We start from the raw sequence: 13,744 nt of genomic DNA, 5'->3' as shown, positions 1-13,744 counted from the left end.
AAATGCCCACCGACGTCCAGGCATCCGCAGGCTTCCGCTAGTTATTCTCCGAGTCGGGCCATACGGGCAGCCGGGAGACGAAGACCAGAGCAACTCCAAGAGACGGCAGACAGGCCAGGGCAGTCACCCGCAGTGCATCCCCCGGGTGCTGGAAGAGCGCGAAGAAGATCGTTCCGAGCACAGCGACCCCGAGCGCCGTCGAGAGCTGCTCTGCGGCATCCATGATGCCCGAGGCCGAGCCCACCTCTTCCATGCTCACGCTGTTGAGCACGAACTGGAAGAGCTGCCCGAAGGTTGCGCCAGCCCCTGCCCCTACAAGGAAGAGGCCGGGGAAGAGGCTCCACATCGAGCCACCCCATCCGACGGTAAGCATCCCGGAGAGCACGAGCACACCGGATGCCATCAACAGCGTCCCGAAGTAGAGCACACGACGTCCGATCCTTCTTGCCAGCGTCGAGGAAGCTGGCATCCCCAGGATCATCCCGACGACCATCGGTGTCAGGGCGAGGCCCGACCGAATCGCCGACCAGCCCTCGCCGAGCTGCCCGTAGAGGGAGATGCAGAAGAGTAGACCACCGAAGGCACCGAAGATGCACAGCACGATTGCGATGCCGCTCAGGTAGTCGCGGTTGGTGAACAGCGCGGGCTCTATCAATGCGTTGTGACACCGTGTCCTCTCGTAATGCACAAACGTGTACAGCAGCACCACGCCCACAGCGAAAAGCGCGAGAGTCCACATCGGCCATCCCTCGGACCGTCCCTGGATGAGGGGGTAGATGATCGCGACCAGCGCCAGCCCAATGAGCCATACGCCCCAGATATCCAGTCTGAGCCCCGGATGGCTTATGCTGCGCGGCAACGAGCACAGCGCCAGCGGCAGCGCGAGCAGCCCGATCGGGACGTTTATCAGGAAGACCAATCGCCACCCGATTCCCCAGAGATCTGCGTCGATCAACGCTCCGGCGAGTACCGGAGCACCGAGCATCGCCAGACCGGTCGAGGGGCCGAACAGGTTGGTAACCTTTACAATCTCTTCGTCGTCGAAGACCTCCTTTATTAGCCCGAAACTTTGGGGGAGCATGAGCGCCCCGAAACCACCCTGCAACACCCGGGCGCCGATGAGCAGCACCACGTTCGGAGCCACCGCGCATGCCGCCGAAGTCAGCGTAAACCCGGCCAGACCAGCCAGAAATATCCGGCGACGGCCGAAGATGTCACCGAGCCTGGCAGCGGTCACGAGGAGAACAGCAAAGGCCAGGGTATAGCCGGCGCTGAGCCACTGTACACTACTCGTGCTCCCTCCGAGATCCTGGTGAACGGAGGGCGCCGCCACGTTGACGATGGTCGCATCCAGTATGTCCATCGTATTCGCCGCCAGCACCACCACGGCAACAGCCCAACGGAGACGGCGTCGCTCTACTCCCTTCGTGGTCATGAAAGCCTCCTCTGATTAAGATATATCGTATATTTCAACAATATATCTCAACCTTTCGAATGTCAAGGAGAAGAGGCGTCAGATGAGGACTACCGGATATGACCGGCTCCGAGGGATAAGGGAACCTGCGGAGGTTATGAGGTTCAGCGGTGTGAGATCACCTGCACGTCGCTCTTCTTGACGAAGGCTACCCGGTGGTTGAAGGAGATCTCGTAATAGGCGGTCTTCCCGGTTACGAGCGTGTGGGTCGCCGGGGTGCGGGTGTAGGTGGGCGCGTAGTAGTACTGGCCGCGCACGAGTCCGTCTGCGACGTAGACCTGTCCGGAGGGGATCCTGTACTGCAGCGGCACGATGTCCTGTTTGGGCACGCTCTTTGGATAGGCGGAACCCTCGGGGTAGGCCTGGCCGTAGACCGGGATGGAGTGTTTACCCGCCTTCGGGGTGACGAGCGTACCGCTGGCCGGGTCGGCGTTTATGTCCTGGGGGTTGTAGAACCAGACCTTCCTGCCGCCGTAGTAGATGGCCTCCCAGTCTCCCTGGTTCCCGGCCCGGTAGAACACCTGGCCCCACGAGGCCTTGTCTCCCCAGTCGTCGGCGCATCTGGTACCGGGGGAGCCGTTCGGGTGCAGCGCCGGGTCGCTCACGAGCGGGGCGCGGTTGCTTGGCGCGGTGTGCAGGTAGACGAAGCTCGCCGGCTGCGGCGCGAGCAGCTTGCCGCTTCCCCCGCAGTCCTTTACCCGCTGGCGGTTGGTGGCGAAGTACGGGTCTATGACCACCACGGCGCTTCTGGCCGAGTTCCCCTTCCTGGGAGCTTTCGCCCCGATGAGCTGCATGTAGTGTCCCCAGTCCCAGAAGGGGCCTGGGTCCCAGTGCATCCCGGCGACGTAAGCGGGCAGGGGGCCGGGGACGTTGTCGTGGCCGATGATGTGCTCCCGGTCGAGCGGGACGTTGTATCTGGCGGCGAGGTAGCGCACGAGGCGGGCCGAGGCGCGGTACATCTGCTCGGTGTACCAGCTCGCGCCGTCTATCGCGAAGCCCTCGTGCTCAACACCGATCGAGTGGGCGTTGATATCCCAGTTGCCCGCCTGCCAGGCTATGTTCCTGGGACGGACCATCTCGGTCACCTGCCCGTTGCGCGAGCTCAAGACGTAGTGCGCACTGACGTAGGACATGGGGTCCCGGAAGATCTGGATGGTCTTCGCGTAGGTCTCCTCGGTGTCGTGGATGACGATGTAGCGGATGTCGAGCCCGTCGCGCTCGCGGTCGGCGAGGTCGTAGTTGCCGTAGTCCGAGGGGTCGTTGGGGCTGTTCTGCTTGTACGCCGCCGGGATGAACCGGCAGTCGAGCCCGGCGGGGCAGTCGGTCTTCGGGCCGGAGGCGGGGGTCGCGAGTCCGAGCGGCTTCGCCGTCGCCCGGTCCGGCTGCAGGCCCTCCTGCGGGCGCAGCGTCACGCGCTGGCCCTCCTCGTTGGTCCGCGAGGCTCCGTGCCTGATCGTCGCGTAGACGTCGTTTGCGAACAGCTCCGCCGGACCCGCGAGCGTGGACCCGCTGTACTTCGCGACGGCGCCGTACCACTCCGCGGGGTCCTTCGGGAGGTGGCCCGTCGTCTGGCGGGCGTAGAGGGCAAGAAGCGCCGCCCCGCCGCGTACGTTCTGCGCCGGGTCTCTCTTCAGGACACCCGGCCCGACCCCAAGCAGCTTAGATGCGGTGCCTAAAGTATGCAGCCCCGGGGAGCTCGGGACCCCGGAGCGCGGGCCTCTGGTTCCCTTATTTCCGGCCTGCGAAGTGGTCCTGACGTCGGTGAGGTTCATGACACCGTACCCGCCAGAGGTGTTGACCTCTCCGAGGTGCTCGTCCCAGCGGGACTCGTTGTACGCTACGGACTTGAGCACGCTCTCCGGCACCCCGAACTCACGCGAGGCATGGGCGAAAGCAGCTTCGAGCCTCCCGGAAGGTTTGCGGGAAACGGCGTCGGTATGCTGCCTGGAGGCGAGCGCCGACCCCGAGGATACGAGCAGGAGCGCCGCGGCGAGGACCAGCATCAGCCGGATGCCCGAACGTCCCGAAAACCGCATGCCTTCCCCCTCTCCTGCCGCATCACCCCGCCGACCCCGGGATGATAGACCCGCCCCCGTCTCCGGTCAACCTCCTACCCGGAGGGCTCAGGCCGGGTGAACGACACTACCGGCCATCACCGTGAGGTCCACGCCGACTTCCGGGATCTCCTCGGGCTTCACCTGCCGGACGTCCGCTCCGAGCACGGTGACGTCCCCGATCTTACCGGGGGTGAGGCTGCCTTTCAGATGCTCCTCGAAGGAGGCGTAGGCTCCGGCGGCGGTGTAGGCGTAGACGGCCTCCTCGAATGATATGGATTCCTCCGGGAAGGCTTCTTCTCCCGCGAAATCTTTGCGGGTCATCATGGTCTGGATGCCGAGCAGGGGGTCCACGCTGCACACCGGAGCATCGCTCGAGGCGGCGGCGACGATCCCGTGTTCGATGAACGAGCGCATCGCGTTGGCGTACCGGAGGCGGTCTCCGCCCAGGCTGGCGTCGTAGAGGGGCCGGAAGTCGTGCAGGAAGGTGGTCCCGGGAACGGGGACGCAGCCGAGGCGCGCTATCCGGTCGAAGGCCTGCGGGTCGGTCACGAACTCGCAGTGCTCTATGCGGTGGCGGGTGTTCCGGCGGGGGTTCTCGGCGAGCGCCTCCTCGTAGGCGTCGAGCAGCAGGTCTATCGCGGCGTCGCCGATGGCGTGGGCGGTGCACTGCCAGCCCAAAGCGTGGGCCCGCCTTATCTTCGCCTTCATCTCTTCGGGGTCCTGCATCCAGAGGCCACGATTCTCTGGTTCTCCGGCGTAGTGCTCGCGCATACGGGCGGTGTGACCGCCTATGGATCCGTCGAGGAAGATCTTGGCCGGCCCGAGGCGCAACAGGTCGTCCCCGAAGCCGGTACGCAGTCCCGTTCCGGAGAACTCCTCCAGCATGTCGTCCAGGATGATCATGAGGTAGGTCCGCAGGAGGAGGGGACCGCCGGATTCCCGCACCCGCTGGTAGGCCTCCATCTCCTCCGTGCGGCGTACCCCGGCCTCGGCGACGCTCGTCACCCCGTGGGAGTGGTAGATCTTCGCGGCCCGCCGCAGGGCGTCTTCGAGCTCGCCGACCGTGGGCTTTGGGACCGCGCGCCGCGCCATCTCCAGCGCCGCCTCGCGCACCACGCCGGTGGGCTCGCCGCGGGAGTCGCGGTCTATCGTGCCGCCGGGAGGATCGGGGGTGTCGCGGGTTATCCCGGCCTCCTGCAGCGCCTGCGTGTTCGCCGCGCCGACGTGCAGGCAGGCGCGGGTGATGAGGACCGGGTTGTGCGGCGCCGCCCGGTCGAGCTCCTCCCGAGACGGATGGCGGCGTTCGGCGAGGCGGGTGTCGTCGTAACCGCGGGCGAGAATCCACCTGCCGGGCGGGGTCGAGGCGGCCCGATCCCGGATGCGCCCCAGCAGGGTTCCGATATCGGGGGCCTCGTCCGGGGACACGTCCACCTGCCCGGCGGCGAGCCCGATGGCCATCGGGTGGCAGTGGGCGTCATTGAAGGCGGGGAGCGCGGTCCGGCCCCGGAGGTCTATCACCTCTACGCCCGGGGCCCGGAAGGCGAGGGCGTCCGCGTTCGAGCCGACCGCGACGATGATGCCTCCCCTGATCGCGATCGCCCCGGCCTCCGGGAGTTCGGGGTCGGCGGTGATCAGGCGTCCCCCGGTGAGGATCAGGCCGCCCGGCACGGTGTCTGCCCCTAGAGGCTCTGCAGGATCTCGTCGGCGTGCGTCTCGGGCGAGACCTCCGGGTAGACCTTCGACACCCGACCTTCGGGGTCGAGCACGAAGGTGACCCGCTTCGCCGTGCCTCTCTCGGAGAGGATGCCGAGGGAGCGGGCGGCCTTGCCGTCCTCGTCGGTGAGGAGGGGGAAGTTCAGGCCGTTCTTCTCGCGGAAGCGGCGGTGGGACTCGGGCGGGTCGAGCGAGACGCCGTAGACCCGAACGCCGGCGCGCTCGTAGTCCTGCATGCGGTCCCTGAAGGCGCAGGCCTCCTTCGTGCAGCCGGGGGTCGCGTCCTTCGGGTAGAAGTAGAGGACCGTGGTCCTGCCCTTGAGGTCTTCGGTAGAGATGGTCTTCCCATCCTCGGTCAGGAAGCTCAGCTCGGGGAACTGCTCGCCTTCCTGCAGCATCGTCCCTCCTTCTCTGGTTTGGTCTCAGCGTAAATACTTCCCGTCAGGAGGAAAGTCTACGCCGGTCGAGCGGTACGATCAGGGTGGCGCAGGCCAGCGACAGGGCGCAGAGGTAGAAGGCCGGGGAGAAGCCCCAGCCGGAGATGACGAGCCCGAAGATGAAGGCGCCTATCCCGGTCCCACCGTCGAAGGCTGCGTTCCACAGGGCGCTCGCGAGGCCGTATTCAGTTCGCGGGACGCGCGCCATGATGACGAGCAAGGTAGAGTTCTGCACCGCGCCGAGCCCGGAGCCGAAGAGCAGCGCGCCTACCAGGAGGAGAGGACCGCCGGACGTCATGAGCACCATCCCGATGGCGCCCGCGAGCATCCCGGGGACGAGCGGGGCACGGGGGTCGTGCCGGTCGCCGAACCTGCCCGCCCACCATCGGGCGAGGGTGGAGGAGGCTCCCTCCGCGAGGAGAGCTCCCGTCGCCGAGTAGACCCCGGAGCCGGGGTTGTGGAGCGGCAGGAAGGTGAAGAAGACCCCGAGAGCCATGGTGGAGGCTGTAAAGAGCAGCAGGATCCCGAGGAGCGGTCCGCGCCGGAGGCCTTCCAGAAAGCCGCCCGAGTCATCCCGCCCCGGCGGGGGTGCGCCGATCCCCGCCGCGGCGAACAGACCGGCGAGGGGGGCGGCACCTCCGATAACGAAGGTCACTGCGTAGCCGGCGTGGTGGACGAGCCAGAGACCGAGGGAATTGCAGAAGATCGTGGGGATCGTGATGGAGATCCCGAGTATGCCTATAGCCTCACCGCGGCGGTCCTCGGGGGCGAGTTCGGCGACGAGCGCGGAGAAGAGCACGGTGATGATCCCGAAACCTATGCCCCTGGTGAGCGTGACGACCAGCACGGTGAGGAGGGTTCCGGTGGAGGGGTAGGCGAGCGCCGGGAGCCCGAGAAACACCAGCCCGGACACCAGAGATAGCCGGTAGCCCAGACGGGGGAGGATGCGCGGCATCTGGATCTGCGTCAGGACCGTCGAGAGCATGAACAGCCCCGTGGCGAGCCCCGCACCCGTGTTGCCGCCGCCGATCCGGCCAGCGTAGAGCGGTATCACCGAGAGGAGTAGCTGGTAGCCGAAGAAGGAGGCGAAGGCCGAGAGGATGAGGAGTACGAGAGGGTAGGTGAGGAGCCTATTCTCTTTTGCCGGACGTCCCTTCCCTCTGCCTTCCATCGATATTACTCTAACCGGAGTGGCGCGAGGGGGTCTTTGCATCCCGATGTTCCGCGGATCTCCCGCCGGATCATCTTCCTCACCGCGGCGGCTGTGTGAAGCCTGCCTCTCGATCGGCGGCGGTGATCTGATCGTGGAAGCGCCGGTGCACCCAGTGCCGTTTGCCGAGAAGTTCGACCGTTGCCCACCGGCCATAGACCGGCCCGAGCCGGGTGCGACGCGGCATCGTGCCGATCAGGGCCCGCGGCCTGGCTCCTCCGGAGAGCTTGCTGCTCTCGAGTACGTAGATCGCTTCCGGGGTCACCGCAACGCAGCGGTACCTGATCCAGAACATGGTGAGTCCTGTGAGGTAGGTGATTATGAAGAAGGCGAAGTTTGGCGCGCTCTGGCAGATAAAGGCCTGCCTGATCTCACTGCCCGGGGGGAGCAGGGGGGTTGCTCGCTCCACCAGGTCCCTCCGCGGCCGCACGTTTTCCCCGGGGCGGCTCAGCGCATCTCCCGGGTATGTGCAGGAACCCGCATCCAGGAGGAATGCCTGGGGGGATCCGGTTGCCCCGCCGCAGTCTGGTCGATGCTCACCCCCGGGATTTTGCCACGTTTTGCCGGGTCGGGCCAGATCGGATGTTGCCAGAGTGTTACCCTGCTGTGCCCGTCCTGTTATGTGCCTCGGGTAATATGAAAAAACAGGGAGAGTATGGGGCCGGAGATCATAGCCCCGCGAGAGGGAGGTGTTGGAAGGTGATGAGGAGACTCTCGTTTCTGGCCGTGGTGGCCGGGCTGCTCGTTCTCTCGCTTGCGGCCGTGGCCCAGGCCCAGATGAGACCGCAGGTCGGCTGTGAGCCAAAGGGGTGCTGGCCGGTCTATTCCTACCGGGACGTGGACACCGACGTGGCTGCCGCCCAGTACCTGTTGCTCTACCACGGGGCGCAGAATCTCACCCCCAACAACGGATATTTCGGGACACAGACCCGCGCAGCGGTGCAGAAGTTTCAGAGCGTCGAGGGGCTGAAGGTGACCGGCGTCATCGACGGGGCAACCTGGCAGAAGCTGATAAAGCCCCTGCGTTACGGGGCGAGGAACCAGGCGGTAAGGGCCCTGCAGTACGAGCTGGCCAACCAGTACGGCTACAATCTCCCCGTGACCGGTTACTACGGGGATCAGACCCGGGCGGACGTTAAGGACTTCCAGAAGAAGCACGGCCTTGCGGTCACGGGTAACACCGATGCCGCGACCTGGCAGGCAATCATCTCGACCAGGTAGTCTCCGCCGGCCCGGAGCCCGTCCATCACTGGAGGAGGGATGCCTCGAGGCACCCCTCCTCCAGGCGTAATATGACTTCTCCATGACTTCCGACACATGCGCGTGGGCGCCGGCGACGGTAGCATACCTTCGTTGGATCTGGAGAACTCTAGCGGCAGGAAGTTGCTGTGCAGAAGGACGTAAAGACCGGGGGCCATGCGGGTGCCTTGATCTGGTGCCTGCTCGGCGGTCATACCGTGCGGATGAGCCTGGAGAGGCGGCGTGGGGTGGTTCTGATGCGGGTTGCGGGGTTCTCTTACGTGCTGGCAACCTACGCGATCTACCTCTTCGGGGAGCGGGAGTTCGGGATACTGCCCGTGACGGCAGCGTTCGTGGGAGTCGCGGTCCTTATGGAGGTCATGCCCTGGTGGCGGTTCGAGGCGGGGGTACTGGGGTTGCTTGCCATCCCGGCCTTCGCCCTCCTCTCCTTCCTGATAGTCCACATGACAGGGTTCGGGCTTTCGGTGGGGTTCTTCTGCGTCGCCGTGGCCAACGGCGTCTTCGTGTTCGGTTTCGGTCGTGGGATGGTATACGCGGGGTTCATCATGCTCCTCGTAGCTGGGGACGTCTTCTGGGCCCACCCTGGGAGGGGACCGCTGTGGGCGCTGGAGCAGGCGGCCTCTTTCTCCTGGACTTTCGCGTTCGTCATCGGGATGTGCACGCTTGCGGTCGAGGCCATGAGGAAACAGGCTCGCGCCCAGGAGCTCCTGGCGGAGCTGGAGACCGCGCACGCGGAGCTCAAGCGCTACGCCGAGCAGGACCGGGAGCTGGCCATCTCTGAGGAGAGGAACAGGATGGCGCGTGAGATCCACGACTCCGTCGGACATCACCTGACCGTGGTCAATGTTCAGCTCGAGGCGGCCGGCAAGCTCCTCTCCCGTGACCCCGGTCGGGCGGCCGAGGCTTTGGCCCGCGCGAAGGATGCCGCGAGCGAGGCCCTCTCGGAGGCACGGAGGGCGGTGCGGTCGCTCAAGCCGCTCGCGATGGAGCGCCGAGTGGGGTTACGGGCGCTGGACGATCTGGTACGGAAGTTCCGCGACTCGGGGGTGGCAGTATCCTTCGAGGTGGCCGGGGAGAAGCGACCGCTCGCGCCGGAGACGGAGTTGATCCTCTACCGGGCGTTGCAGGAGGGGCTCACGAATGCCTTCAGGCACGCGGATGCAGACAGGGTGGACGTGAGGCTGGACCTCTGCGGAGAGTCCGTGCGGCTCTCGGTGAAAGACGACGGTCGGGGCGTCGGCGGCCAGCCCGGTGGAGGATTCGGGCTCAGGGGACTGCGGGAGCGGGTCGAGGGTGCGGGCGGCGTCATGAAGGCGGTGGGTGAACCCGGTGGCGGCTTCAGGCTCGAGGTGGAGCTTCCGGTGGGGGTGAGGGTGTGAGCGGGCCGGTACGGGTGATGATCGTAGAGGATCAGGCCCTCATGCGCGAGGGCTTGAGAACGCTCCTGGAGCTCGAGGAGGGCGTTCGGGTGGTGGGCGAGGCTTCGGATGGGGTGGAGGCTCTGGAGATCATCCCGGACGTCAGGCCGGACGTGGCGCTCGTGGATGTGAGGATGCCCCGGATGGACGGGATAGAGCTCATAGAACGCCTCGGGCGGGAACACCCAAAGGTCGCTGCGATCATCCTGACCACCTTCGACGATGACGAGTACGTCTTCAGGGGGCTGCGGGCCGGAGCCAGGGGCTACATCCTGAAGGACACGCCCTCCGAAGAGCTCGCGGCGGCGATAAAGAAGGTCCACCGCGGCGAGGCGGTGCTGGATGGTCCGATCACGCTCAAGGTCATCTCAGAGATCGGGCGTCTGGCCGGGCCCGCCGCGCAGCGCGGGGGCTCGGAGGTTCTCTCCGAGCGTGAGATGGAGGTGCTCAGGCTCGTCGCCTCCGGGGCCTCCAACCGCGAGATCGCCCGCACCCTCTACATCACCGAGGGTACTGTGAAAAACCACATCTCGAGCATACTTCGCAAGCTCGGCTTCCGGGACCGCACCCAGGCCGCGCTCTACGCGGCGGAGCGTGGTTGGATCGAGGTGCCGTGAAAAGTGTGGCCGGATGAGCGGGTGGCTGGGGCCCGCGGCCGCGGTACTGCTGTTCCTGTTCATGTTGTACCGGAGGTTCAGGAAGATGGTGGGCCGACAGCCGATCATACCGGGACGTCTCGTCTTCCGGGCCATGCTTTTCGTCATCATCGGCGTGGCGGTGTTCGTGGGGATCGCCGGGAGCCCGCTGGACATCGCGGGGGCCGCAGCCGGGCTCGCGTTCGGGGTCGTGCTGGCGTTTTTCGGGCTCCGGCTCACGCGGTTCGAGGGTGGGCCCGGGGAAAGATTCTACATACCGAATCCCTACCTGGGTTTCGTGGTCTTCGCGCTGTTCGTGGGACGGCTGGCGTACAGGATTTTCGAGGTGAAGAGGGCCGGGTCTTCGCCCGGCGTGGGAGGGTTCGTGTTGGCGAACCACGGTTACGGCCCGCTGACCTCGGCCCTCTTGTTCGCGTTCGTCGGCTATTACGTCTTCTACTATCTGGGCATCCTGCTGCGGTTCCGCGGTGAACGTGCCGGATGAGGAGCTGCAGTGCTGCCGCACGGAGCCGGGCAGGGTACGGTGTAACCGGACAAAAGGGGGAGCGGTGATCGAGCGCGGCCGCGAGATCGAACGCACGATCTACTTCAGCGACGCGGTGATAGCCATCGCGATCACGCTGCTCGCGCTCGAGCTGAGGCTGCCGCAGGATCTGGCCTCCGGTGAGATTGTGCGGCATCTGGTCGGGCTGCTCCCCAGACTGTACGCGTTCCTGATCAGCTTCTGGGTCATCGCGGCTTACTGGATGGCCCACCACCGCATCTTCAACTGCATAAGGGCCTACGACGGCGGGCTGCTCAGGATCAACTTCTTGTTCTTGATGTGGATCGTGCTGATGCCGTTCTCTTCGTCCCTGATAGGCGGGTACGGGGACCTGCAGCTCCCGTTCGTCGTCTACGCGGTGCACCTCATGCTCGCGACATTCACCCTTTCCTGGCTGGGGCTGCACGCCGCACGGAACCCGCACCTGATGGAGCCGGGCGTGGACCCACGCTCCTTCCGCCGCCAGTACAGCCACCGCATGCTGGCGATGATCGCAGTCTTCGCGCTCGCCATCGCCGCATCCTTTTTCAGTACCACCGTGGCAGAGTTCACCCTGATTCTGCTGTTCGTCGCGCGGCCCGGGCTGCTTGGACGCCGCGCCTCCCGCGGGGTCACATGACTCCCGGGGGAGGTGGTTTTCCTCCCACGATCCTCCTTTCGTCCGATGATGCCTGGCGGTTCCGACCCTAACATTCGGGCGTAAGGTTCGAGAGTTGGGAGGTTTGGATTGAGTATGCCGGAGTCTGCAGGAACGGGGCCTGGAACGGGCAGCCCCCCGGAGGCCGTCATCCAGGTGGAGGGCCTGCGCAAGAGCTACGGGCAGGTCGTCGCCGTCGATGGGGTGGACCTCACCGTCTACCGGGGGGAGATCTTCGGCATCCTCGGGCCCAACGGCGCGGGCAAGACGACGACGCTGGAGATGATCGAGGGCCTGAGAAAGCCCGACGCCGGGAGTATAGAGGTTGCGGGGTATGATGCGGTCAGGGAGTCCGGGCGGCTCAAGGAGATCATCGGGGTGCAGCTGCAGACGACCGCGCTCTTCGACTACCTCTCGGTCGAGGAGACGCTCTCGCTATTCGCAGACCTCTACGGGGTCGATGGCTCCAGGGAGAACGTCTGGCGCCTCTTGAAGATGGTCTCGCTCACCGAGAAGAAGGATTCACGCGTGGACCAGCTCTCCGGCGGCCAGCGGCAGCGGCTCTCGATGGCGCTCGCGCTGATCAACGACCCGCGGGTTGTCTTCCTGGACGAGCCGACCACAGGGCTCGACCCGCAGGCCCGGCGCAACATGTGGGATCTGGTGCGAAAGATCCGCTCCGAAGGCCGCACGGTGGTGCTGACCACCCACTACATGGAGGAGGCCGAGGAGCTGTGCGACCGGGTCGCGGTGATGGACCACGGTCGGGTGCTCGTCTGTGATACCCCCCTCTCCCTGATCCGTTCGCTGGATGTGGACGCCACCGTTCTGGTGACGGTGGACGGCTTGCTGGACGGGGAGCTCGAGCGGCTGCCGGGGGTGCGCGGTGTTGAGCACGAAGGGACCGATGTGCGGCTGCAGACGTCCGACGCCCAGGACACCATCACCGCCCTGATGCGGCTCGCCTCCGAGAGGGGCGTCAGGCTGCGCAACCTCTCGGTGCAGAGCGCGAACCTCGAGGACGTGTTCATCTCCTACACGGGAAGGAGCCTCAGGGAGTAATGAGAGCTTTCCTGTCGATGGTCAGGGCCAACCTCAAGATGCAGGTGCGCAACCGCACCGCTCTTTTCTGGCTTCTGGCCTTCCCGGCACTCTTCATTCTGCTTTTCGGTTTTCTCTTCAAGAATAATTCGGACATCACCGTCTCCGTGGGCGTGGTGAACGGCAACTCGACACCTGTCGCCGCCCAGATGACGAAGGCGATGCAGAAGTCGAGTTTCTTCAAGGTCCAGCGTTCGGGGGACCGTGAGGCCGAGCTCAAGAAGCTCGAGCAGGGGGACGTGGACGCAGTCCTGGTCTTCCCGGAGCGCGCCTCGCCCGGCCGCCCGCTACACGTGACCTCCTATGTGGACCGATCCAGAGTCTCCACCTCGCAGGCGGTCTCGGCGGCTCTCCAGCAGATAGCCGACCGGTTCAACCAGGGCCCGGAACGGGGGCCGCGGCTGATCTCCCTGGACACGCGCGGGGTGCAGAGCCACCACCTGAGCACCATCGACTACCTGGTGCCCGGCTTCGTCGCGATGAGCATCATGCAAAACGGGATCCTCGGCCTCTCGGCGGCTTTCGTGGCCCTGCGCGAGCGGGGGGTGCTCAGGCGCATCCGGATGACGCCCTTCCCGCTCGTGAGCTTCATCGGGGCCAGGATCGTTTCCAACCTCATCGTGGTGCTCTGCCAGGTCGGGATCCTGCTCGGTATGGCCCGGGCGCTCTTCGACCTCCGCGTGGGCGGTGATATCGTCTCGGTCGCCACGGGTGTCGCCGTATTCTCGCTTCTTGGGGCGCTCGCCTTTCTGGCCATAGGGTTTTTCGTCGCGGGAATCTCGCGCAAGGTCGAAAGCGCGAACACACTGGGTAACCTGATCACCTTCCCCATGCTCTTCCTGACCGGGATCTTCTTCCCGATCAACCAGGCCCCACAGTGGATGCAGGAGGTATCGAAGGCTCTGCCGCTCTCCTACCTGGCGGATGGGTTGCGCCAGGCGATGGTCTACGGTACACCGTTCACCCACCTCTGGACCGACGCGGCTGCTCTGCTCGCCACCGCCCTCCTGGGCCTCATCCTCGCCGTTCGCTTCTTCCGCTGGGACGCCGGGGCGAACTGAGCTTCTGCTGGAGAACCTCCAGCGCGGGGAGCAGGATCGCTCCCCGCGCTTCTTTGTAAAAAAGACCGCCAGGACCTAAATATTGTGCCGTGTGCGGTCGATAAATCTAAACACAGGGTGTTGAAACTAAAGTGTCCTGGAAAGGAAGGTGATCGAGGTATTGAGATAAGATGCTC

The 13,744-nt window shown here is 65.5% G+C and carries 13 protein-coding genes; 7 read left to right on the top strand and 6 right to left on the bottom strand.

Translation table 11 applies throughout. From position 1 onward, the window contains the following. Window positions 1-37: 37 nt before the first annotated feature. The 6 genes from PJB24_RS03490 to PJB24_RS03465 form a co-directional block, all read right to left on the bottom strand. Entirely contained in the window at window positions 38-1,435 is a 1,398-nt protein-coding gene (locus PJB24_RS03490) for an MFS transporter (protein WP_273842769.1), read from the bottom strand. 143 nt (window positions 1,436-1,578) lie between these two features. After that, window positions 1,579-3,510, bottom strand: a complete 1,932-nt coding sequence (locus PJB24_RS03485) for an N-acetylmuramoyl-L-alanine amidase (RefSeq protein WP_273842767.1) — start codon at window positions 3,508-3,510, stop codon at window positions 1,579-1,581. 87 nt (window positions 3,511-3,597) lie between these two features. Next, window positions 3,598-5,199 carry an amidohydrolase gene (locus PJB24_RS03480; protein WP_273842765.1) on the bottom strand — a complete coding sequence of 534 codons (1,602 nt, stop codon included), beginning with the start codon at window positions 5,197-5,199 and terminating at the stop codon, window positions 3,598-3,600. Between the two features lie 11 nt (window positions 5,200-5,210). Continuing rightward, the gene (locus tag PJB24_RS03475; RefSeq protein WP_273842762.1) at window positions 5,211-5,642 is read right to left on the bottom strand and encodes a peroxiredoxin; all 432 of its coding nucleotides are present in this window, start codon (window positions 5,640-5,642) and stop codon (window positions 5,211-5,213) included. 43 nt (window positions 5,643-5,685) lie between these two features. Continuing rightward, window positions 5,686-6,852 (bottom strand): MFS transporter, encoded by a 1,167-nt coding sequence (locus PJB24_RS03470; RefSeq protein WP_273842759.1) that lies wholly within the window; start codon window positions 6,850-6,852, stop codon window positions 5,686-5,688. Between the two features lie 79 nt (window positions 6,853-6,931). Next, complete coding sequence (locus PJB24_RS03465; protein ID WP_273842757.1) at window positions 6,932-7,300, bottom strand: hypothetical protein; 369 nt, start codon at window positions 7,298-7,300, stop codon at window positions 6,932-6,934. Between the two features lie 293 nt (window positions 7,301-7,593). On the opposite strand from PJB24_RS03465, the gene PJB24_RS03460 reads away from it, so the two are divergent. From PJB24_RS03460 to PJB24_RS03430, 7 genes are all read left to right on the top strand, one after another. Beyond that, window positions 7,594-8,112 carry a peptidoglycan-binding domain-containing protein gene (locus tag PJB24_RS03460; RefSeq protein WP_273842975.1) on the top strand — a complete coding sequence of 173 codons (519 nt, stop codon included), beginning with the start codon at window positions 7,594-7,596 and terminating at the stop codon, window positions 8,110-8,112. Between the two features lie 167 nt (window positions 8,113-8,279). Continuing rightward, on the top strand, window positions 8,280-9,530 hold the full coding sequence (locus PJB24_RS03455; RefSeq protein ID WP_273842755.1) for a sensor histidine kinase: 1,251 nt from the start codon (window positions 8,280-8,282) through the stop codon (window positions 9,528-9,530). Window positions 9,531-9,547: 17 nt separating this feature from the next. After that, window positions 9,548-10,186 carry a response regulator gene (locus tag PJB24_RS03450; RefSeq protein ID WP_420541886.1) on the top strand — a complete coding sequence of 213 codons (639 nt, stop codon included), beginning with the start codon at window positions 9,548-9,550 and terminating at the stop codon, window positions 10,184-10,186. A gap of 13 nt (window positions 10,187-10,199) precedes the next feature. Then, window positions 10,200-10,709: a CcdC protein domain-containing protein gene (locus PJB24_RS03445; protein WP_273842751.1), complete on the top strand. Its 510-nt coding sequence runs from the start codon at window positions 10,200-10,202 to the stop codon at window positions 10,707-10,709. 64 nt (window positions 10,710-10,773) lie between these two features. Then, on the top strand, window positions 10,774-11,388 hold the full coding sequence (locus PJB24_RS03440) for a TMEM175 family protein (protein ID WP_273842748.1): 615 nt from the start codon (window positions 10,774-10,776) through the stop codon (window positions 11,386-11,388). A 114-nt stretch (window positions 11,389-11,502) separates the two neighbouring features. After that, complete coding sequence (locus tag PJB24_RS03435; RefSeq protein WP_273842746.1) at window positions 11,503-12,468, top strand: ABC transporter ATP-binding protein; 966 nt, start codon at window positions 11,503-11,505, stop codon at window positions 12,466-12,468. Further along, on the top strand, window positions 12,468-13,568 hold the full coding sequence (locus PJB24_RS03430; RefSeq protein ID WP_273842744.1) for an ABC transporter permease: 1,101 nt from the start codon (window positions 12,468-12,470) through the stop codon (window positions 13,566-13,568). The genes PJB24_RS03435 and PJB24_RS03430 overlap by 1 nt, the downstream gene beginning before the upstream one ends. Window positions 13,569-13,744 lie beyond the last annotated feature (176 nt).

Source organism: Rubrobacter calidifluminis, from assembly GCF_028617075.1.
GTDB lineage: Bacteria > Actinomycetota > Rubrobacteria > Rubrobacterales > Rubrobacteraceae > Rubrobacter_E > Rubrobacter_E calidifluminis.
Note: the sequence above shows the minus strand (reverse complement) of the source record. Positions and strands in the feature narration are given on the sequence as shown.